The organism is Citrobacter sp. CRE-46 (assembly GCF_059615875.1).
Window position 1 is genome coordinate 1,153,257 of sequence record NZ_CM184341.1, and the last position, 21,867, is coordinate 1,175,123.

General features: G+C 54.5%; 19 protein-coding genes. 9 read left to right on the forward strand and 10 right to left on the reverse strand.

Annotated elements, in window-relative coordinates; genetic code table 11:
* Nucleotides 1–16: 16 nt before the first annotated feature.
* Entirely contained in the window at nt 17–1,471 is a 1,455-nt protein-coding gene (ascF, locus tag AC534G_RS05485) for a PTS cellobiose/arbutin/salicin transporter subunit IIBC (protein ID WP_087856227.1), read from the reverse strand.
* A gap of 263 nt (nt 1,472–1,734) precedes the next feature.
* On the opposite strand from ascF, the gene AC534G_RS05490 reads away from it, so the two are divergent.
* The 3 genes from AC534G_RS05490 to hypF all read left to right on the forward strand — a co-directional run bounded on the left by AC534G_RS05490 (nt 1,735) and on the right by hypF (nt 5,816).
* Nucleotides 1,735–2,748 (forward strand): LacI family DNA-binding transcriptional regulator, encoded by a 1,014-nt coding sequence (locus AC534G_RS05490; protein WP_085048869.1) that lies wholly within the window; start codon nt 1,735–1,737, stop codon nt 2,746–2,748.
* A gap of 144 nt (nt 2,749–2,892) precedes the next feature.
* Complete coding sequence (hydN, locus tag AC534G_RS05495; RefSeq protein ID WP_003037366.1) at nt 2,893–3,438, forward strand: electron transport protein HydN; 546 nt, start codon at nt 2,893–2,895, stop codon at nt 3,436–3,438.
* Between the two features lie 143 nt (nt 3,439–3,581).
* On the forward strand, nt 3,582–5,816 hold the full coding sequence (hypF, locus tag AC534G_RS05500) for a carbamoyltransferase HypF (protein WP_110497042.1): 2,235 nt from the start codon (nt 3,582–3,584) through the stop codon (nt 5,814–5,816).
* A 102-nt stretch (nt 5,817–5,918) separates the two neighbouring features.
* Here the strand turns inward: hypF and norW are convergent, their stop codons facing one another.
* Together norW and norV are read right to left on the reverse strand one after the other, a co-directional pair.
* Nucleotides 5,919–7,052: an NADH:flavorubredoxin reductase NorW gene (gene norW / locus AC534G_RS05505; protein ID WP_110497044.1), complete on the reverse strand. Its 1,134-nt coding sequence runs from the start codon at nt 7,050–7,052 to the stop codon at nt 5,919–5,921.
* The gene (gene norV, locus AC534G_RS05510; RefSeq protein WP_110497046.1) at nt 7,049–8,497 is read right to left on the reverse strand and encodes an anaerobic nitric oxide reductase flavorubredoxin; all 1,449 of its coding nucleotides are present in this window, start codon (nt 8,495–8,497) and stop codon (nt 7,049–7,051) included. Before norV ends, norW begins: the two co-directional genes overlap by 4 nt.
* 187 nt (nt 8,498–8,684) lie before the next feature.
* Here norV and norR point away from each other — a divergent pair, with 187 nt between their 5' ends.
* Complete coding sequence (norR, locus tag AC534G_RS05515) at nt 8,685–10,202, forward strand: nitric oxide reductase transcriptional regulator NorR (protein ID WP_496594515.1); 1,518 nt, start codon at nt 8,685–8,687, stop codon at nt 10,200–10,202.
* On the opposite strand, the gene gutQ is transcribed toward norR, so the two are convergent.
* The 7 genes from gutQ to srlA all read right to left on the reverse strand — a co-directional run bounded on the left by gutQ (nt 10,199) and on the right by srlA (nt 15,167).
* A complete protein-coding gene (gutQ, locus tag AC534G_RS05520; RefSeq protein ID WP_110497050.1) occupies nt 10,199–11,164 on the reverse strand; it encodes an arabinose-5-phosphate isomerase GutQ in 966 nt (321 codons plus the stop codon). The genes norR and gutQ overlap by 4 nt on opposite strands.
* The gene (gene srlR, locus AC534G_RS05525; protein ID WP_006687181.1) at nt 11,157–11,930 is read right to left on the reverse strand and encodes a glucitol operon DNA-binding transcriptional repressor SrlR; all 774 of its coding nucleotides are present in this window, start codon (nt 11,928–11,930) and stop codon (nt 11,157–11,159) included. The genes gutQ and srlR overlap by 8 nt, the downstream gene beginning before the upstream one ends.
* A gap of 71 nt (nt 11,931–12,001) precedes the next feature.
* Complete coding sequence (gutM, locus tag AC534G_RS05530) at nt 12,002–12,361, reverse strand: transcriptional regulator GutM (RefSeq protein ID WP_110497052.1); 360 nt, start codon at nt 12,359–12,361, stop codon at nt 12,002–12,004.
* A 101-nt stretch (nt 12,362–12,462) separates the two neighbouring features.
* On the reverse strand, nt 12,463–13,242 hold the full coding sequence (gene srlD / locus AC534G_RS05535) for a sorbitol-6-phosphate dehydrogenase (protein WP_006687183.1): 780 nt from the start codon (nt 13,240–13,242) through the stop codon (nt 12,463–12,465).
* Nucleotides 13,243–13,259: 17 nt separating this feature from the next.
* Entirely contained in the window at nt 13,260–13,622 is a 363-nt protein-coding gene (gene srlB, locus AC534G_RS05540) for a PTS glucitol/sorbitol transporter subunit IIA (RefSeq protein WP_038633050.1), read from the reverse strand.
* 13 nt (nt 13,623–13,635) lie between these two features.
* Nucleotides 13,636–14,607: a PTS glucitol/sorbitol transporter subunit IIB gene (gene srlE, locus AC534G_RS05545; protein ID WP_069324575.1), complete on the reverse strand. Its 972-nt coding sequence runs from the start codon at nt 14,605–14,607 to the stop codon at nt 13,636–13,638.
* Nucleotides 14,604–15,167 carry a PTS glucitol/sorbitol transporter subunit IIC gene (gene srlA, locus AC534G_RS05550; RefSeq protein WP_003825953.1) on the reverse strand — a complete coding sequence of 188 codons (564 nt, stop codon included), beginning with the start codon at nt 15,165–15,167 and terminating at the stop codon, nt 14,604–14,606. Before srlA ends, srlE begins: the two co-directional genes overlap by 4 nt.
* Nucleotides 15,168–15,432: 265 nt before the next feature.
* Here srlA and mltB point away from each other — a divergent pair, with 265 nt between their 5' ends.
* The 5 genes from mltB (at nt 15,433) to alaS (ending at nt 21,688) form a co-directional block, all read left to right on the forward strand.
* On the forward strand, nt 15,433–16,512 hold the full coding sequence (gene mltB, locus AC534G_RS05555) for a lytic murein transglycosylase B (RefSeq protein ID WP_038633043.1): 1,080 nt from the start codon (nt 15,433–15,435) through the stop codon (nt 16,510–16,512).
* 193 nt (nt 16,513–16,705) lie between these two features.
* Entirely contained in the window at nt 16,706–17,203 is a 498-nt protein-coding gene (gene pncC, locus AC534G_RS05560) for a nicotinamide-nucleotide amidase (protein WP_085048876.1), read from the forward strand.
* Between the two features lie 92 nt (nt 17,204–17,295).
* Nucleotides 17,296–18,360, forward strand: coding sequence for a recombinase RecA (gene recA / locus AC534G_RS05565; protein ID WP_042310549.1), 1,065 nt, complete (start codon nt 17,296–17,298; stop codon nt 18,358–18,360).
* A 72-nt stretch (nt 18,361–18,432) separates the two neighbouring features.
* Nucleotides 18,433–18,933, forward strand: a complete 501-nt coding sequence (recX, locus tag AC534G_RS05570) for a recombination regulator RecX (RefSeq protein ID WP_085048877.1) — start codon at nt 18,433–18,435, stop codon at nt 18,931–18,933.
* 127 nt (nt 18,934–19,060) lie between these two features.
* Nucleotides 19,061–21,688 (forward strand): alanine--tRNA ligase, encoded by a 2,628-nt coding sequence (gene alaS / locus AC534G_RS05575; RefSeq protein ID WP_061382320.1) that lies wholly within the window; start codon nt 19,061–19,063, stop codon nt 21,686–21,688.
* Nucleotides 21,689–21,867: the final 179 nt, after the last annotated feature.

Here is a 21,867-nt window from a genome sequence, read left to right on the forward strand (position 1 = left end):
CCTCAGTTCATGCCAGTCAAATGCTGGCTCCATTGATATTGCCCGCTTGTGCGGCCTGATTTTTTCTGGCCTGCGCGGCAGCATCTTCGACAGGAATATCTTCAAAGCCGAGAATCAGTGTTAATACAAAGGAAAGCACGACCGCCAGCGCCATCACGCCAAACACCCAGACAATGGTCATCGGATTAGCCGGATCGAAAAACTGGACGCTGGTGAACAGGCCAGGAGCCGCCATGGAATGACTCGCCAGTCCAGCCATACCGGCAACGGCACCGCAGATAAAACCGCTGATTAGGCTCGCAATCAGTGGGCGTTTCAGACGGATCGCCACGCCGTACAGCGCGGGTTCGGAAATGCCTGCCATGATGGCTGAAGCGGCGGCCGCTAACGCTGTCTGACGCAGTTCCGGGTTTTTGGTTTTCCATGCCACCGCCAGCGATGAACCGCCCAGCGACAGATTGGCGCCGATTTCAGACGGCATCACCATGCCTTCTTTACCGGTTTCGGCAATGGTCTGGATAATGGTGGGCGTAAACACGCGATGCATACCCGTCATCACCAACAGCGGCCACAGTGCGCCCATAATGGCGACCGACAGCCAGCCGAGATAGCCGTGAATGGTATAGACCAGCGCTGAAATTGCGCTACCGATCCAGATACCAATCGGGCCGATTAAAACGATCGCGAGCGGGGCGGCGATCAGCACGATCAGCATCGGTTTGAGGAAGTTTTTGGTCACTGCCGGCGTGATACGATCCACCCAACGTTCGATATATGACAGACACCAGGTCATGACCAGTGCCGGGATCACGGTGTAGGTGTATTTGACCGCCGTCACCGGGATCAGGGCGAACTCAACGTGCTCACCCTGCGCGGCTTTTGCCATCAGATCGATAAAGCTGGGATGGACCAGCACACCCGCAATAGCAATTGCCAGCGACATGTTGGTTTTGAATTTGATGGCTGCCGAAGCGGCGACCATCAGCGGCAGGAAGAAAAATGCGCCGTCGCCGATAACGGTCAGAATGGTGAGGGTGGACGATCCTTTCACCAGCACGCCGGTCATTTCCAGAACCATTGCCAGCAGCTTGAGCATTGATCCACCGATAATTGCCGGGATCAGCGGTGACATCGTACCGATCAGCGCATCGAGGATTCCCGCGCCAATCCGTTTCAGCGTCAGCCGGGGTTTGGTTTGCGGCTCAGCAGGTTGCATGTTGGCAGGTAGCAGGCTGACAACTTCGCGATACGCCTGCGAAACGGTGTTGCCGATGATCACCTGACACTGATTATCGTTACGTACTACGCCCAGCACGCCAGGGAGCGTTTTCAGCGTCGCGCTATCGACCTGCGCATCATCTTTGATAACGAAACGCAAACGGGTCATACAGTGGGTCACTGCTGTGATGTTGTCGACGCCTCCCAGAGCCGTCACAACGGAGCGCGCTAGCGCTGCATAATTCTTGGACATCGGATTTAATCCTGTTTTATCAGTAGGGTACGTTATGTTTTATCCGTTTGCGCAGGTCACGTTTCTGAGTTGATGAAACTCAGATAGGAAACCGGTTCCACAAAATCATGTTTAATTTATATTCATTAAACAAGAATTAATTTTTATTGTTTTTATAATTGTGATGATGATCACCAGATGTCAGGCGCCGCGTTTTAGCAGCGAGGACAGCGGCGAAACGGTGCAGTACACTGCGTCACATTAAGAGCAAAGGGATGAGTACTATGACCACGATGCTGGAGGTGGCGAAGCGGGCCGGGGTGTCGAAAGCGACGGTTTCCCGGGTGCTTTCCGGGAACGGTTACGTCAGCCAGGAAACCAAAGACCGTGTGTTTCAGGCCATTGAAGAGAGTGGTTACCGCCCTAATTTACTGGCGCGCAGCCTGGCGGCGAAGACCACGCAGACGCTGGGTCTGGTGGTGACCAATACTCTTTATCATGGCGTCTATTTCAGCGAGCTGCTGTTTCACACCGCGCGGATGGCGGAGGATAAGGGGCGCCAGTTGTTGCTGGCTGATGGTAAACATAGCGCAGAGGAAGAGCGTCAGGCGATCCAGTACTTACTCGACCTGCGCTGTGACGCGATTATGATCTATCCGCGTTTTCTCAGCGTGGATGAAATAGACGAGATCATTGACGCGCACGCCCAGCCGATTATGGTGCTTAATCGACGGCTGCGTAAAAACAGTAGCCACAGCGTCTGGTGCGATCAAAAACAAACCAGCTTTAACGCCGTTGCGCAGTTGATTGCCGCCGGGCACCAGGAGATTGGTTTTATTACCGGCTCGATGGATTCGCCTACCGGCGTGGAACGACTCTCAGGCTATAAAGACGCGCTGGCTGCGCATGGCATTTCGCTAAATAATGATTTGATTGTCAAAGGAAAGTGGACGCCAGCCTGCGGTGCCGCGGGCGTTGATACGCTGCTTTCACGCAAGGTCAATTTTACCGCGCTGGTGGCCAGCAATGATGATATGGCGATAGGCGCGATGAAGCAGTTGCATGATCAGGGTATCCGTGTGCCTGCCCAGGTGTCGGTGATTGGTTTCGATGATATCGCCATCGCGCCATACACTATTCCGGCGCTTTCCAGCGTCAAAATTCCGGTGACGGAAATGATCCAGGAAACGATTGGTCGCCTGATATTTATGCTGGGTGACGGGGCATTTACGCCGCCAAAAATCTTCACCGGAGAACTCATTCAGCGCGATTCTGTTGCGCCATACGTTTCGCGCTGACGGCTGTCATTTGTCATCGTCACTAGTGACGATGACACACCATTCTCACATCCATCAAAATAAAAACCCTTTAATAACAGTGCATTAAAATTTGGCACGATTCGTGAATATTCGGCAGATAATCTGTCATTGCTGGAGAAATTGATGAACCGTTTCATCATTGCAGACGCCAATAAATGCATTGGTTGCCGTACCTGTGAAGTGGCCTGCGTAGTATCCCATCAGGATAACCAGGACTGCGCATCGCTGACCCCTGAAACCTTTTTACCCCGCATTCACGTCATCAAAGGCGTTAACGTCTCCACGGCGACGCTGTGCCGCCAGTGTGAAGACGCGCCGTGCGCTAACGTCTGTCCGAACGGAGCAATCAGCCGTGATAAAGGCTTTGTCCACGTGATGCAGGAACGCTGCATTGGCTGTAAAACCTGCGTGGTGGCGTGTCCTTATGGGGCAATGGAAGTTGTCGTGCGTCCGGTTGTGCGTAACAGCGGCGCGGGCCTGAACGTTCGTGCAGAAAAAGCCGAAGCCAACAAGTGCGACCTGTGCCACCACCGCGAAGCGGGTCCTGCCTGTATGGAAGTCTGCCCGACTCACGCGCTGATTTATGTGGATCGCAATAAGCTTGAGCAACTGAGCGCTGAAAAACGCCGCCGCGCGGCGCTGGACTCCACCGCATCTTTGCTGTTCTGATCGCTAAAAGTCCGCGTAAAATACGGTAGTACTTATGCCGGATGGCGGCTTCGCCTTATCCGGCCTACTTTTCGCATTCACGTAGGCCTGATAAGCGTAGCGCCATCCGGCAAACCGGGATAGATGACTGCGGGAAGGACATAATGACAATCAATAACCACTCCGGCGTACAACTGCGTATTCGCGGCAAGGTACAGGGCGTCGGGTTTCGCCCCTTCGTCTGGCAACTGGCGCAGCGCCTGCAACTGCATGGCGACGTGTGCAACGACGGTGACGGTGTGGTGGTGCGCTTACAGGAAGATCCGGCGGAGTTTATTGCGCAATTGCATCAATATTGTCCGCCGCTGGCGCGCATTGATAGCATTGAGAGCGAGCCATTCGCCTGGACGCAGCAGCCTGCCGATTTCTCGATTCGCCAAAGTGCAGGCGGTACGATGAATACGCAAATTGTACCGGACGCCGCGACCTGTCCCGAATGCCTTGTTGAAATGAACACCCCCGGCGAACGTCGCTATCGCTACCCCTTCATCAACTGTACCCATTGTGGTCCGCGTTTTACGATTATCCGTGCCATGCCGTACGACCGTCCGTTTACCGTGATGGCGTCCTTCCCTCTCTGTGCGCAATGCGATACAGAGTATCGCGATCCCTATGACCGTCGCTTTCACGCCCAACCCGTTGCCTGCCCGCAATGCGGTCCACATCTTGAGTGGCTAAGCGCGGGTGAGCGAGCGGAAAAAGAAGAGGCGCTGCAGGCGGCGGTAGCGTTGCTAAAAGCGGGCGGCATTGTCGCTGTGAAAGGCATTGGCGGTTTTCATCTGGTCTGCGATGCGCAAAATGATAATGCTGTGGCGCTGCTCCGGTTGCGTAAACATCGCCCGGCTAAACCGTTGGCGGTGATGTTGCCTGCTGACGACGGACTGCCTGAAGCTGCGCGTCGTCTGTTAACCACCCCTGCCGCGCCGATCGTGTTGGTGCAAAAACGCTATGTAGCGGCATTGAGCGAGGGAATAGCGCCAGGGTTAACGGAAGTTGGCGTTATGCTGCCAGCGAATCCGTTGCAGCATCTCCTGTTACAAGAGATGCAGTGCCCGCTGGTAATGACCTCCGGCAACCTCAGCGGCAGGCCGCCAGCCATTACCAACGCGCAGGCGCTGGAAGATTTACGCGAGATTGCCGACGGTTTCCTGCTGCATAACCGCGAAATTGTGCAGCGTATGGATGACTCCGTGGTGCGTGAAAGTGGGGAAATGCTGCGCCGCTCGCGGGGTTACGTGCCGGATGCGGTCGCGTTGCCGCCGGGTTTTCGTGACGTGCCGCCGATGCTGTGTTTAGGCGCGGATCTAAAAAATACCTTCTGTCTGGTGCGTGGCGAACAGGCGGTTATCAGTCAGCATTTGGGCGATCTCAGCGATGACGGCATCCAGCAGCAGTGGCGTAATGCGCTGCGCCTGATCCAGAACATTTATGACTTTACGCCACAGCGTATCGTGCATGATGCTCACCCCGGCTATGTTTCCAGCCAGTGGGCCAGTGAGATGAATCTGCCGAGCGAAACGGTGCTGCATCACCATGCGCATGCCGCTGCGTGTATGGCCGAGCACGGTTGGCCGCTGGACGGTGGCGATGTTATCGCTCTGACGTTAGACGGTATCGGCATGGGTGAAAACGGCGCGCTGTGGGGCGGAGAGTGTTTGCGGGTCAACTATCGTGAATGCGAACACCTGGGCGGCTTACCCGCGGTCGCGCTGGCGGGCGGCGATCTGGCGGCAAAGCAGCCGTGGCGTAACCTGCTCGCGCAGTGTCTGCGTTTTGTCCCTGACTGGCAGCGATTCCCGGAAACATCGGCGCTGCAACAGCAAAACTGGAACGTGCTGGCACGCGCCATTGAGCGGGGGATCAATGCGCCGCTGGCGTCATCGTGCGGACGGCTGTTTGATGCCGTTGCCGCCGCGCTTCAGTGCGCACCGACTTCGCTGAGCTATGAAGGCGAGGCCGCCTGCGCGCTGGAGGCACTGGCATCGCAATGTGAAGGCGTTGAGCATCCGGTAACAATCCCCTTGCAAGGTAATGAGCTTGACCTGGCTGTTTTTTGGCAGCAATGGCTGAACTGGCAGGGGGCGCCTGCAGCAAGAGCGTGGGCGTTTCATGATGCGCTGGCGTGTGGGTTTGCCACGCTGATGCGTGAGCAGGCTGAAGCGCGTGGCGTTAAGACGTTAGTATTTAGCGGTGGCGTGATGCATAACCGTTTGTTGTCATCGCGGCTGGCATTTTATCTGACTGATTTCACCTTACTGTTCCCGCAGCGTTTGCCGGCGGGTGATGGGGGATTATCGCTGGGGCAGGGCGTGATTGCCGCGGCGCGAGCGTTAGCTTAAGGGTAAGGTGCCGGATGGCGGCTGCGCCTTATCCGGCCTACAAGTGAGCATCTATTTGTAGGCCGGATAAGGCGCGAAGCGGCGCCATCCGGCACCACAGACTTACAAGGGCAACGTTTTCAGCAGCGCAAAGGCCTCTTTCATCCGGTCTTCACTGACCACAAACGCACATAGCTGGCCTTCGTCGTTCATTCCTCTGGCCACCATACCTTGCGCTTCCGCGGCAATATGCCAGCTCAGATCGCGACGCTGGGTTTCCCCCGCCAGATGCAATGGCAGTTCCGGCGTTTTAACTTTTACCAGCATGGCAGGCAGCTTCAGCGGAGCATTGCCGCCGAGCAGGTTTTTCGCCAGATACATGGCGCTCAGTTGAATCGGTTGCAGGAACGGCAGCACCTGACCGTTAATTTCCGCACAGTCGCCGAGGGCATAAATGTCCGGGTGGCTGGTTTGCAGATAGCTGTCGACGCAGACGCCACGATTAATGCTCAATCCGGCACGACGCGCCAGCGCCGTTTCCGGGCGCAGACCGGTGGCGGCGATCACCGCATCGACTTCTACGCTGCGACTACGATCGAGCGTGGCGCGAATACCCGATTCAGTTTTTTCCAGACCCTGAAGCTGTGATTTCAGCAGCAGATGCACACCCATATCGGTCAGACGATGCTGTAAGCGACTGCTGACTTCCGGTGGCATCAGCGAGGCCAGAATGCTGGCGGCGTTGTCGATAAGCGTTACCGCTTTACCGGCACGACAAAAATCCATCGCCAGCTCACTGCCAATCAGACCGCCGCCGACAATGAGTACCCGCTGGGCATCACGCAGTTGCGTTTCACAGGCGCGGTATTCTTGCTGGCTGTTCAATGTGAGCATTAACTCACGTCCGGTAACTGGAGGCACAAAGGCTGAAGCCCCCGTCGCCAGCACCAGCTTGTCGTACTGCCACTGTTGGTCCTGACTTTTCACGATGTGGGCATCGGTGTCGATGTCGGTCACCCAGGTGTAGGGGAACAGGCGCAAATTAAACTGTTCGGCAAACTCCCCCGCCGACTGGCGGGTGAGGTCGTCTGCACGCTGTGCCTGACTGATAACGTGGCTGAGATCGGGCTTGTTGTACTCATCCATGCTGTCAGCGGCAATCAGGGTCAACGGAACAGTTGCATCCTGTTTACGGATATTTTTGACTAACTGGCGGGCGGCGAAGCCCGAACCAATAATGACAATTCCGTGGCTCATTTTGCCTCCGTTGCCAGTACGTCGAAGACGTCTTTACCTAATGAACATTCCGGGCACAGGAAGTTATCCGGCACATCGCTCCATGGGGTACCTGGCGCGACATCCTGCAACGGTTCGCCTTTTGCTGGATCGTAAATCCACTGGCACACGCTGCACTGCATGCTTGGGCCGAGGTCAGCCGCAGCCGCAGCGGCACAAGCGCACTCTTCTTCTTTGGTTGCCGCTTTGACGGTCGTTTCCGGTAGCGGAGCAAGCGCCCACTGACGTGCAATTTCACGACCGTGCTGACGACACAGTTCCAGCGCATCCAGATCCGGACGCCATTTCGCCTTCAGGCTAAGCGACATCTCAAAACCGGCATCTTGTAAACGGGTGGACAGGCGGTCAACTGCGCCGCCGCTCCAGCCGTGAGAACCAAAGGCGCTGGCGCGTTTGTTACGAAAACGCAGGCCAGTCATCTCTTCCACCAGTCCGGCGATTTTAGGCATCATCACGTTGTTCATGGTGGAAGTACCGACCAGTACGCCTTTAGAACGGAAGACGTTGGTCAGGACGTCGTTTTTGTCGCTACGGGCGACGTTAAAGATTTTCACCGCCACGTTCGGGTCAACTTCATTGATGCCCTGGGCAATGGCGTCCGCCATCATGCGGGTGTTGTTGGACATGGTGTCGTAGAAGATGGTGATGCGGTCTTCCTGATAATCGGCCGCCCATTTCAGGTACAGCTCAACGATCTGCGTTGGGTTGTCGCGCCATACCACACCGTGGGAGGTGGCAATCATATCGACCGGCAGATTGAAGCCGAGGATTTCAGTGATTTTCGGCGTCACCAGACGGCTGAACGGGGTCAGGATGTTGGCGTAGTAGCGTTGGCATTGTTCGAACAGTTCGGTCTGGTCAACTTCATCATTGAACAGACGTTCGTCGCAGTAATGCTGGCCGAAGGCATCGTTACTGAACAGTACCGCATCGCCGGTCATGTAGGTCATCATGCTGTCAGGCCAGTGCAGCATCGGCGTTTCAACAAAAATCAGTTGTTTGCCGTTGCCGATGTCCAGAGAATCACCGGTTTTCACCACGTTGAAGTTCCACTCCGGATGATGGTGGTGGCCGGTGATGGAATCAATCGCGTTAGCGGTGCAGTAAATTGGCGTGTCCGGGATGCAGGACATCAGTTCGGTCAGCGCACCGGCGTGATCTTCTTCCGCGTGGTTAATGATGATGTAGTCGATATCCGCGAGGTCAATTTCACTGCGCAGGTTCTGCACGAATTCACGGCTAAACTTATGGTCTACTGTATCGATCAGCACGTTTTTTTCTTCACGGATGAGATAGCTGTTGTAGCTGCTACCGCGCAGCGTTTTGTATTCAGTGCCGTGGAAATCTCGCACTTCCCAGTCACGTTGGCCAACCCAATGAATGTTATTTTTAACCAGAATAGACATAGCAACCTCAATTAATTCAGCGTTTTTCTAAAAAGATATTTTGTTAATTGCAGGTTGTGTGCCAACTTTTTAGTTGTTTGATTTTTAATGATTTATTATTTATTGCCTATAAAGTGGTAGTCAAAATGACTGTTTATTTTATTGTCAATATGACAATATGAATTGTCAAAATGACAATGAGGTTGCCATGAGCTTTTCAGTAGATGTGCTGGCGGGTATCGCCATTGAATTACAAAGCGGTATCGGTCATCAGGACCGTTTTCAGCGCCTGATCACGACCTTGCGCCAGGTGCTGGAGTGCGATGCATCGGCACTGCTGCGCTACGAGTCGCGACAGTTTATCCCGCTGGCTATCGATGGCCTGGCGCAGGATGTCCTCGGCCGCCGCTTCACGCTGGAGGGACATCCGCGGCTGGAGGCGATTGCCCGCGCCGGGGACGTGGTACGTTTTCCTGCCGACAGCGATCTGCCCGATCCTTATGACGGGTTAATCCCGGGTCAGGAGAGCCTGAAAGTGCATGCCTGCATCGGGTTGCCGCTGTTTGCCGGACAAAGTCTGATTGGCGCGTTAACGCTGGATGGCATGGAGCCCGATCAGTTCGATGTCTTCAGCGATGAAGAGCTTAGGCTAATTGCCGCTCTGGCTGCGGGGGCGCTGAGTAATGCGTTGCTGATTGAACAACTGGAAAGCCAGAATATGCTGCCGGGTTCGTCGACGGCTTTCGAGCAGGTGACGGAAACCCAGATGATTGGCCTGTCGCCCAATATGATGCAGTTGAAAAAAGAGATTGAGATTGTGGCAGGGTCCGATCTCAACGTACTGATCAGTGGCGAAACCGGGACCGGGAAGGAGCTGGTAGCCAAAGCGATTCATGAAGGTTCGCCGCGTGCGGTGAATCCGCTGGTGTATCTCAACTGCGCGGCGTTGCCCGAAAGCGTGGCGGAAAGTGAACTTTTTGGTCACGTAAAAGGGGCTTTTACCGGGGCTATCAGTAATCGTAGCGGTAAGTTTGAAATGGCGGATAACGGCACGCTGTTTCTCGACGAGATTGGCGAACTCTCGCTGGCGCTGCAGGCCAAGCTGCTGCGCGTATTGCAGTATGGCGATATTCAGCGCGTAGGGGACGATCGCAGCCTGCGCGTTGACGTGCGCGTACTGGCGGCGACCAATCGTGATTTACGAGAAGAGGTGCTGGCGGGGAATTTTCGCGCGGATCTGTTTCATCGCCTGAGCGTTTTTCCCCTTTCCGTGCCGCCACTGCGTGAGCGCGGCGAAGATGTAGTGCTGTTGGCAGGCTATTTTTGCGAGCAATGTCGGCTGCGGCTGGGACTTTCCCGCGTTGTGTTAAGCCCCGGCGCGCGTAATCATCTGCTGAGTTACGGCTGGCCCGGAAACGTGCGCGAGCTGGAACATGCCATTCATCGGGCGGTTGTGCTGGCAAGGGCTACCCGGGCAGGGGATGAGGTGGTGCTGGAGGCACAGCATTTTGCCTTGCAGAATGAAAGCCCTGTACCGCAGCCGGACGTCGTGGCAGAGATCCCGCAGCATCACAATTTGCGTGAGGCAACGGAGTCATTTCAGCGCGAGATGATCCGCCGGGCCTTGGCGCAAAATAATCACAATTGGGCGGCAAGCGCGCGGGCGCTGGAAACAGACGTCGCCAACCTGCACCGGCTGGCGAAACGCCTGGGGCTGAAGGATTAGATAATACCGGCCTGATAGAAATCCTGCAGGTTGATAGCGCCGGTGAGTTTCCCGTTTTCATCTACCACCGGTGCGGCAGTGATTTTGCGTTTCATCAGGATCTCTTTGGCGTCAATGGCGCGGCTCTGCGCCTGCAGCGTAATGCCATTATGGGTCATTGCTTCGCTAACCTGCGTGGTGAGCGCGCCGCCGCCTACCAACCATCGACGCAGGTCGCCGTCAGTGAAGACGCCTTTCACCAGTGACGCGTCATCACAGACAGCCACCAGACCAAGACCCGTGCGGCTGAGTTCCAGCATCGCGTCCATGACGCTGGTGGTCAGCGTTACCTGCGGAATGGCCTCGTCACGGCGCATCAGGTGATGCACTTTATTTAACAGACGAGCGCCCAGCGCGCCAGCCGGATGCGAGCGGGCAAAATCTTCTTCGTTAAAGCCGCGCGCCTGCATCACGGCGATTGCCAGCGCGTCGCCCATCATCAGCGTGTTCACGGTGCTGGAGGTCGGCGCCAGGCGCATCGGGCAGGCTTCACGTTCAACAGAAATATCCAGCACGGCTTTGGCCGCCAGGCCCAGCGGCGAGGTTGGTTTTCCGGTCATGGCCAGCAGGGCGACGGATTTGTCTTCCAGGCGCGGAATGATGAGATCCAGCTCTTTCGCGCCGCCGGAGTAAGAGATAAACAGCATCACGTCGCGGCTTTCAATCATGCCTAAGTCGCCATGCAGCGCTTCCGCCGGATGCACAAAAAAGGCAGGGGTGCCGGTACTGGCGAGGGTCGCAGCAATTTTTTTGCCAATATGGCCTGATTTGCCAATCCCGGAGACAATGACTTTGCCTTCACAGTGGATGATAGTATTGGCGGCGCGGACAAAATCATCGCCCAGTCGCTCCGGCAGTCGACTGGCTTCCTGCAGTTCCAGCATTAACGTCTGACGGCCCGCGTTCAGTAGTGCATCACTCATTGGTTTCTCCGGTTATGATTACTTCAATCCCTTTTGCTTCCAGCGCCTGACGAAATGCAGGGTCAATACCCGCATCGGTAATCAGCTTGTCAACGCTTTCCAGACTGCACACAACATTAGGGCTTTTACGCCCAAATTTTGAGGAGTCAGCCATCAGAATCACTTCGCGAGCGGCATTGCACATCGCTTTACTGACGCTAAAGACCTCATTAAAGGTGGTCACGCCGGCATTGAGGTCAATACCGTCGGTCCCCATGAAGAGTTTATCAAAGCTGAATTGCTCAAAGGCGTTTTCTGCCAGTTGACCGTGAAATGACGCAGATTTTTTGCGAAAGGTCCCGCCAGGCATCAGGATGGTTTGCTCGTTGTCCAGCTCCGAAAGGGCATTAACAATGTGCAGACTGTTGGTCATGACGGTGATGTTGCTAAAGCGGGTAAGCATCGGCACCATCTGCAATACGGTACTGCCCGCATCCAGAATGATGGAGTCGCCATCATGGATATAACGGACGGCGGCTTCAGCGATCTGCTCTTTTTTATGCGTGTTAATTAGGGTTTTGTGATCGATGGGCGGGTCAGATTCATCTTTGTTCAACACTACGCCGCCATAGGTACGAATGACGGTTCCAGCATTTTCCAGAATGACCAGGTCTTTGCGAATGGTTGTGCCGGTCGTGTCAAAGTAGTGGGCCAGTTCTTCAACCGAGCATTTTCCCTGCTTTTGCAGGTGCTCCAGTATGGCAGCCTGACGCTGACGAGGTTTCATAGGCGTGATTACCCTGACTTATTTAGGTTGCAAAATGATAATTTCGCAAGCTATTAGCATTCACAACGAAATTACCCATGTTTCAGTTTAAGCGCCAATGATAGTGCATTCTGCGCTAACGGATCATGGGGAAAGATCACATCAGGCTGTAAATCATCAAGATGTTTGCCCATTATGGTGGCAATTTTGCCGGGTCTGGCGAATACGGTAAGACCTTTCATAAATAACGTATCGGTAACCCGCTGTTGCTCATCAAGTGCGATGGCGACGACCACGCGCGGCTTAAACCGTCCGCCGGAACGACCCACGCCCACCAGACCCCGCTGACAAAGTTTATCGAACGCGCGGTTAAAGCGGGATATTTGCCAGCCACCAAGTGCCAGTTGCAGGCACCAGGCGATGGCGGCGACGGTAATCAGTGCGGAAACCATACTGCGCTCCTTTGATTTTGCCGGATGACGGCTGCGCCTAATCCGGCCTACATAATATTCGTAGGCCCGGTAAGCACAGCGCCACCGGGCAGTCATACCTCTTAGAACATCACCTGACCGCCGGTGACGTTAATTGATTGTCCGGTGCAGTAAGAGGCTTTCGAACTGGCATAAAACAGCAGCATGTTCAGCACGTCCTGATAATCGCAGCCGCGTTTGAGCGGAACCTTATCAATGTAATACTGCTCTACTTCATCCGGCTTAAGGCCCAGTTTGGTAGCGTACTGCGGTAATAATGACTGGAACATCGGTGATTTCAACAGGTTGCCGAGCATCAGCGAATGGACGGTAATCCCGTATTCCGCCAGATCCAGCGCCAGCGATTGGGTTAAACCCACGCCGCCAAATTTTGCCGCGCTGTAGCCCGAATTGTGTTTACTGCCTACTTTCCCTGATTTGGAGTTGATCTGGATAATGCGTCCCTGAACGCCATCGCGGATCATCAGGCGCGAGAATTCACGGGCGCAGAGGAAGTAACCGACCAGATTCACCTGCAGCGAGCGGTCGAAATCCCCAAGCTGAAAGTCGCTGATGAACGCGGCTTTAGCGATACCCGCGCTGTAAACCAGCAGGTCGACGCGACCAAATATTTCATCCACTCCGCGTGACAGTGCAAGCACGCTCTGTTCGCTGGTGGCATCAGCGCCAAAACCGTACGCTGTGCCTGCGCCAAACTCGGCGTTAATCTCCTGCGCGACGTTGGCGGCTTTATCGCTTTGAATATCCACCACCGCGACGCGGTATCCTTCTGTCGCAAGCCCACGGCAAAGGAACGCTCCCAGGGTCTGGCCTCCACCAATGACAACGGCAACCTGATTCATCTTTTTCTCCTTCAATCTTAAGCAACAAACTTCAAAATACAGCCCGGCGCGATATCGTCCGGTACAGGGCCCGCCACATGTACGGTGCCAGGAAATTCCGCTTCGCTGAGTCCGTCAAAACGTAGGGTGATATGCCCCAGTTCACGTAAGTTTTGTTCCGCCACGCTGCCAACGGCGGTGACCGGGTAGTGATGCTGGCCCAGTTCAAACTGGATCCCGGCGTGCAAAGAACCGTTCAGATCGCCGTGGCAATGGATGAAGCAAAACTCTTCAATATCCGCTGGCGCGCCTTCACGAAAGGTAATTAACATCTGGTCGCAAAGTGCGTCCGGGGCGCTTTGGCCGATGCGGGTGATGGTGGTTTGATAAATCACGGTCATTTTTGAGTGCCTCTTATTGGTAAATAAAGCCGGATACAAACCAGGCGATGAGAACGGTAGGCGCGCCGGTCAGGAAGCGGCTTACCAGGACGGATGGCACGCCGACGCGGACCGTGTCCTGACGCGCTTCGGCCAGCGATAACCCCACAGGAATAAAGTCGCATGCGGCTTGCGCATTAATGGCAAACAAGGCCGGTAGCGCCAGATGGGGAGGGATGTTCCCTAGGCCAATCTGTACGCCGATCAGCACCCCGATAACCTGGGCGATGACCGCACCAGGGCCGAGGAAAGGCGACAGCAGCGGGAAAGAGCAAATCAGCGCCAGCGTCACCAGTCCCAGCGGGTGGCTGGCGAGCGGTGCGAGTCCATGGGCTATCCAGTCTCCCAGACCAGAAGCCATGATGATGCCGATCAGCGCCGAGACGAACGCCATAAATGGCAGAATGGTTTTCAGAACGGTATCAATAGTGTCGCGACCAGCCTGGAACAGGACAGCAACGGCTGACCCCATGCCCATACCGACTTTTGCCAACAGACCATCGCTTTGTTCAGTAATCTTTTTACTGGTGTCGTAATCGCGACCAATCGTGCTGCTTGCAGGTTGCGGCGCAATGGATGCTTCACCGACAACAGTAATGTTTTCTTCTTTCACGCCAGAGACATAGATATCTTCGACAATGTACTGGGCCAGTGGACCGGATTTCCCCGTGGCGTGAATATTTACCGTGGGTATGCGACGTTTGGGATAGATCCCACAGCGCAGCGTGCCGCCGCAGTCGATGATCGCCACGCCAATTTCACTCTCCGGCGGTTCACCCTCTTTGAAACCATCAACGGCCTGCCAACCGGTCAGATTCGCCAGCGTGTCGACAATTGCAGGGCGAGTCCCTGCAGTGATATAGACAATTTTCTTGCCCGGTACGGCATCCAGTTCAAGCGGGCCGCCCCAGCCGCCGGTGCCTTTTTCAATACGAATACGCGTCATGATGTTGCTCCCGCCAGATGAACTTTCTGCTCAAGTTGAATGCCCATTTTTTTCTCGAAAATGGCGGTGGTGAAATCGGTTACCCAGCCGCGGAAGAAGTTGGTGACCAGACCGACCAGCAAATAGCTCACCGCCAGCGGGCCAAGCGGTAGGCCCAGCGTCGTCAGGCCGCTGGCGATACCGAGATAGACAAACAGCTCGCCGGGGTTGATGTGCGGGAATAAGCCATTCATGGAATGGCAGCTATAAGAGGCCGCAGCGTAGTAGCTGGGCTTGTACTTTTCTGGCATAAAGCGGCCCAGGCTTAGCGTCATCGGATTACAAAACACAAATGTGCCGATGCACGGCAGCAGCAGATAGCGGGACAGTGGGTTTCCGGCGCAGCGCTGAGCAAAACGTTCAATACGCTGCTGGCCGATAAAGTTAATCAGCGCATTCATGATGACCAGCAGGCTAATCAGCAGGGGAAGAATACCGGTCACCATGCCGGTAAACACCTCTCCGCCTTTCTGGAACAGCCCGATAAACCACTCAGCACCGAGTGTGATGGTGTCGATCATTATTCTCTCCTGTAGGGTTTTTTAGTTATCTTGCCAAACGGAAACTAATTTTAATCAGATCGAAAGATTTAAAAGTGTTATTTTGATCTCAAAATGAAAGGTAAATATTTTAATTTGAAAGTTATTGCGTAAGCGCTCGCAAATATGACGGTCGGAAGTGCAAGAGGGGGGAAATTCTGTGAAGCAGAGCGACTACTGCTTCCTTGTATGGCTGAGGATGCTTTACCATACTTCTCCCAGGCTGAATTTGTTTAATGGATGTCTCATGTTCAAGCGTCGTTATGTAGCGTTACTTCCCCTTTTCGTATTGCTTGCTGCCTGTAGCAGCAAACCTAAACCTTCAGAGACTCAAACGACTACGGGTACGCCTTCCGGCGGCTTCCTGCTTGAGCCACAGCACAATGTCATGCTAACGGGCGGTGATTTTGCCAATAACCCGAACGCGCAACAGTTCATCGAGAAGATGGTGAACAAGCATGGCTTTGATCGCCAGCAGTTGCAGGAGATCCTGTCGCAGGCCAAGCGGCTGGACTCGGTATTGCGTTTGATGGACCGTCAGGCGCCGACGACTCAACCTCCAGCCGGACCTAACGGCGCGTGGCTGCGTTATCGCAAGCAGTTCATCACGCCGGATAACGTGCAAAACGGCGTGGCCTTCTGGAATCAATATGAAGATGCCCTGAACCGTGCGTGGCAGGTCTACGGTGTACCACCGGAAATCATCGTCGGTATTATTGGCGTAGAGACGCGCTGGGGCCGCGTGATGGGCAAAACGCGAATTCTGGATGCGCTGGCGACGCTGTCCTTTAATTATCCTCGTCGTGCGGAATACTTCTCTGGCGAACTGGAAACTTTCCTGTTGATGGCGCGAGATGAAAGTGATGATCCGCTCGATTTGAAAGGTTCCTTCGCCGGTGCGATGGGCTACGGCCAGTTTATGCCGTCTTCCTATAAAGAATATGCGGTCGATTTCAATGGCGATGGGCACATTAATCTGTGGGATCCGGTTGACGCCATCGGTAGCGTGGCGAACTATTTCAAAGGCCACGGCTGGGTGAAAGGCGATACGGTCGCGGTGCCGGCGAATGGTCAGGCGCCTGGGCTGGCGAACGGCTTTAAAACCCAGTACAGCATTTCACAGCTTGCCGCCGCGGGTCTGACGCCGCAGCAGTCGTTGGGGAATCATCAGCAGGCCAGCCTGCTGCGCCTGGATATTGGCACCGGTTATCAGTACTGGTACGGGCTGCCAAACTTCTACACCATCACCCGCTACAACCACAGTACCCACTACGCGATGGCGGTGTGGCAATTGGGTCAGGCGGTAGCGCTGGCGCGCGTACAGTAATCGCTCCAACCGGCCTACAGATAAGATATTGCTTGTAGGCCGGATAAGATGCTCTGACATCGCCATCCGGCGGGTCTTATTTTGCAACGGATCAATTTTTGGAATCCCCCTCGTAAAACGTTCTCCCCATCCCCACATTGGTTGTGAAAGTGCTATCTTGTGCGGCATATTTTTTTAACTGACAGAGGCTGAAATGACCGACAGTGAACTGATGCAGTTAAGCGAGCAGGTTGGCCTGGCGCTGAAAGCGCGCGGGGCGACCGTTACGACGGCGGAATCCTGCACCGGCGGTTGGGTGGCCAAAGCCATTACGGATATTGCCGGCAGTTCCGCCTGGTTTGAACGCGGGTTCGTGACCTACAGCAATGAAGCCAAAGCGCAGATGATTGGCGTGTGCGAAGAGACGCTGGCCCAGCATGGCGCGGTGAGTGAGCCTGTCGTCGTGGAAATGGCGATTGGTGCTCTAAAAGCGGCCCGCGCGCATTTCGCGGTCTCGATCAGCGGTATTGCGGGGCCGGATGGCGGCAGTGAGGAAAAGCCTGTGGGTACGGTATGGTTTGCCTTTGCCAGCGCAAGCGGTGAGGGGATTACCCGCCGGGAATGTTTCAGCGGCGATCGCGATGCGGTACGTCGGCAGGCGACTGCCTATGCGTTACAAACCCTGTGGCAACAATTTCTACAAAATACTTGATACTGTATGAGCATACAGTATAATTGCCTCAACAGAACATTATCTTTCACGTTTCGCGGTTTACCCCGAAAGCGGCATGACAGGAGTAATTAATGGCTATCGACGAAAACAAACAGAAAGCGTTGGCGGCAGCGCTGGGTCAGATCGAAAAGCAATTCGGTAAAGGCTCCATCATGCGCCTGGGTGAAGACCGTTCCATGGATGTGGAAACCATCTCCACCGGTTCGCTTTCTCTGGACATCGCATTAGGCGCGGGCGGTTTGCCAATGGGCCGTATCGTCGAAATCTACGGGCCTGAATCTTCCGGTAAAACGACGCTGACGCTGCAGGTTATTGCCGCCGCTCAGCGCGAAGGTAAAACCTGTGCGTTCATTGATGCGGAACACGCGCTGGATCCCGTCTATGCCCGTAAGCTTGGCGTTGATATCGACAACCTGCTGTGTTCCCAGCCGGATACCGGTGAACAAGCGCTGGAAATCTGTGATGCGCTGGCGCGTTCCGGTGCGGTTGACGTTATCGTTGTCGACTCCGTGGCGGCGCTGACGCCGAAAGCGGAAATCGAAGGCGAGATTGGCGACTCTCACATGGGTCTTGCGGCGCGTATGATGAGCCAGGCGATGCGTAAGCTGGCCGGTAACCTGAAGCAGTCCAACACGCTGCTGATTTTCATCAACCAGATCCGTATGAAAATTGGCGTTATGTTCGGTAACCCGGAAACCACTACCGGTGGTAACGCGCTGAAATTCTATGCCTCCGTGCGCCTGGACATTCGCCGTATTGGCGCAGTGAAAGAGGGCGACAACGTGGTTGGTAGCGAAACCCGCGTTAAGGTCGTGAAAAACAAAATCGCCGCGCCGTTTAAACAGGCTGAATTCCAGATTCTGTACGGTGAAGGTATCAACTTCTATGGTGAACTGGTTGACCTGGGCGTGAAAGAGAAGCTGATTGAAAAAGCCGGTGCATGGTACAGCTATAACGGTGAGAAAATCGGTCAGGGTAAAGCGAATGCGACCAACTGGCTGAAAGAAAACCCGGCAACCGCAAAAGAGATTGAGAAGAAATTGCGCGAGTTACTGCTCAATAACCAGGATTCAACGCCAGATTTCTCCGTTGATGACGGTGGTGCAGACGTAGCAGAAACGAACGAAGATTTCTGATAATCTGTTTTACATCGCATACAGTAAAGGGCTGCATATCATGCAGCCCTTTTGCATTTCTGAAGGTTCACTATGACAGATGCAACTTCCCGCCGATCCGCTTATTCCCGACTGCTTGACCGCGCCGTGCGTATTCTGGCAATGCGCGATCACAGCGAGCAGGAACTACGGCGGAAGCTGGCCGCGCCGGTGATGGGCAAACAAGGGCCGGAAGACATTGATGCTTCCCCGGAAGATTACGACAAGGTCATTGCCTGGTGCATTGAAAGTCATTATCTGGATGATGACCGCTTCGTTCAGCAGTTTATTGCCAGCCGTAGCCGCAAAGGTTATGGGCCTGCGCGAGTGCGGCAGGAACTCAGCCAGAAAGGAATCTCGCGTGAGGCTATTGAGCGCGCCATGCGTGAGTGTGAAATTGACTGGGCAGTGCTTGCGCGCGAGCAGGCAATCAGGAAATACGGTGAACCTTTACCAGTCGATTTTTCAGATAAGGTAAAGGTCCAGCGTTTTTTGCTCTATCGTGGCTATCTGATGGAAGATATTCAGGCAATATGGCGAAATTTTGACGATTGAGCGCATACGGGATTTTACTTCCCAGTAAAGAAAACTTATCTTATTCCCACTTTTCGATTGCCAGAGGCGCAGTTTGCTGCCGATGCTGGTAATGACATTTCGTTAGCTTGATTTCTTCAGGATAATTATGAGCAAGAGCACCGCTGAGATCCGTCAGGCGTTTCTCGATTTTTTCCATAGTAAAGGACATCAGGTAGTTGCCAGCAGCTCCCTGGTACCAAACAATGACCCTACTTTGTTGTTTACCAACGCCGGGATGAACCAGTTCAAGGATGTTTTCCTTGGCCTCGACAAGCGTAATTATTCCCGCGCAACCACCTCGCAGCGTTGTGTACGTGCGGGCGGTAAGCACAACGACCTGGAAAACGTCGGTTACACTGCACGTCACCATACCTTCTTCGAAATGCTGGGCAACTTCAGCTTCGGCGATTATTTCAAACACGACGCCATTCAATTCGCATGGGAACTGCTGACCGGTGAAAACTGGTTTGCCCTGCCAAAAGAACGTCTGTGGGTCACCGTCTATGAAACTGACGATGAAGCCTATGAAATTTGGGAAAAAGAAGTTGGTATTCCGCGCGAGCGTATCATCCGCATTGGTGATAACAAAGGCGCGGCCTATGCTTCCGACAACTTCTGGCAAATGGGTGATACCGGTCCTTGCGGTCCGTGCACCGAAATTTTCTACGACCACGGCGACCACATTTGGGGCGGCCCTCCGGGAAGCGCAGAAGAAGATGGCGATCGCTACATTGAGATCTGGAACATCGTCTTCATGCAGTTCAACCGTCAGGCTGACGGCACCATGGAACCGCTGCCGAAGCCGTCCGTGGATACCGGTATGGGGCTGGAGCGTATTGCGGCCGTGCTGCAACACGTTAACTCCAACTATGAAATTGACCTGTTCCGCTCACTGATTGAATCCGTCGCGAAAGTTACTGGTGCGACCGATCTGAGCAACAAGTCGCTGCGCGTTATCGCCGACCATATCCGTTCTTGTGCATTCCTGATTGCCGATGGCGTTGTCCCGTCGAATGAAAACCGTGGCTATGTGCTGCGCCGTATCATTCGCCGCGCGGTACGTCATGGCAACATGCTGGGCGCGAAGGATACCTTCTTCTACAAGCTGGTTGGTCCGTTGGTGGAAGTCATGGGGTCTGCAGGTGAAGAGCTGAAGCGTCAACAGGCAATGGTTGAACAGGTTCTGAAAACCGAAGAAGAACAGTTCGCTCGTACGCTGGAACGTGGTCTGGCACTGCTGGACGAAGAGCTGGCAAAACTGACGGGTGATACGCTGGATGGCGAAACCGCCTTCCGTCTGTATGACACATACGGCTTCCCGGTTGACCTGACGGCAGACGTTTGCCGCGAGCGCAACATCAAGGTTGACGAGGCGGGCTTTGAAGCCGCAATGGAAGAACAGCGCCGTCGTGCGCGTGAAGCCAGCGGTTTTGGCGCAGACTACAATGCGATGATTCGCGTTGATGGCGCTTCAGAATTTAAAGGGTATGAGCATCTTGAGCTGAACGGCAAAGTGACTGCGCTGTTTGTCGATGGTAAAGCGGTAGACGCCATTAACGCCGGTCAGGACGCTGTTGTTGTACTGGATCAGACGCCGTTCTATGCGGAATCTGGTGGTCAGGTTGGCGACAAGGGCGAACTGAAAGGTGCGGGCTTTGCGTTTGCCGTGAGTGACACGCAAAAATATGGCCAGGCGATTGGTCATATCGGCAAACTGTCTGCGGGTTCTCTGAAAATAGGCGATGCAGTACAGGCTGATGTGGATGAAGCGCGTCGTGCGCGTATCCGCTTGAATCACTCCGCAACGCACCTGATGCACGCGGCGCTGCGCCAGGTATTGGGCACGCATGTGGCACAGAAAGGCTCGCTGGTTAACGATAAAGTGCTGCGTTTCGACTTCTCTCATACCGAAGCCATGAAGCCTGCTGAAATCCGTGCCGTTGAAGATCTGGTGAATGCGCAAATTCGTCGCAACCTGCCGATTGAAACGAACATCATGGATCTGGAAGCGGCGAAAGCCAAAGGCGCAATGGCGCTGTTTGGCGAGAAATATGATGACCATGTGCGCGTTCTGAGTATGGGCGATTTCTCCACCGAACTGTGTGGCGGTACTCACGCCAGCCGTACGGGGGATATCGGTCTGTTCCGCATTGTGTCTGAGTCAGGCACGGCGGCGGGCGTTCGTCGTATCGAAGCCGTAACCGGTGAAGGCGCTATCCAAACCGTGCATGCTGAGAGCGACCGCTTAAGCGATATCGCGCAGCTGCTGAAAGGCGATAGCCAGAATATCGGTGATAAAGTGCGTTCTGTACTGGAACGTACGCGTCAACTCGAAAAAGAATTGCAGCAATTGAAGGAACAGGCTGCGGCGCAGGAGAGTGCAAATCTCTCCAGCAAAGCGGTTGATATCAACGGCGTGAAGCTGCTGGTCAGTGAACTTGCGGACGTTGAGCCGAAAATGTTGCGTACCATGGTTGATGATCTGAAAAATCAACTGGGGTCTACTGTTATCGTTCTGGCAACGGTAGTTGAAGGTAAGGTTTCTCTGATTGCTGGTGTGTCTAAGGATGTGACAGACCGAGTGAAAGCAGGGGAACTGGTTGGTATGGTCGCTCAGCAGGTAGGCGGTAAGGGTGGTGGTCGTCCGGACATGGCGCAAGCCGGTGGTACGGATGCAGCGGCTCTGCCTGCAGCGTTAGCCAGTGTGAAAGGCTGGGTCAGCGCAAAACTGTAATAATTATAAGCGTAAGTCGACGCTGCGGGCTTCAATCCGCAGCGTTTGCATCAACGCTATCGACAACGATAAAGTCAGGTTGAAGTTGTGTATATCGGCTAAACTTAGGTTTAACAGAATGTGATGCCGTGACTGCTTACACTTAGGTGTTTGTCATCGCTTACTTTTTGGCGTTATAT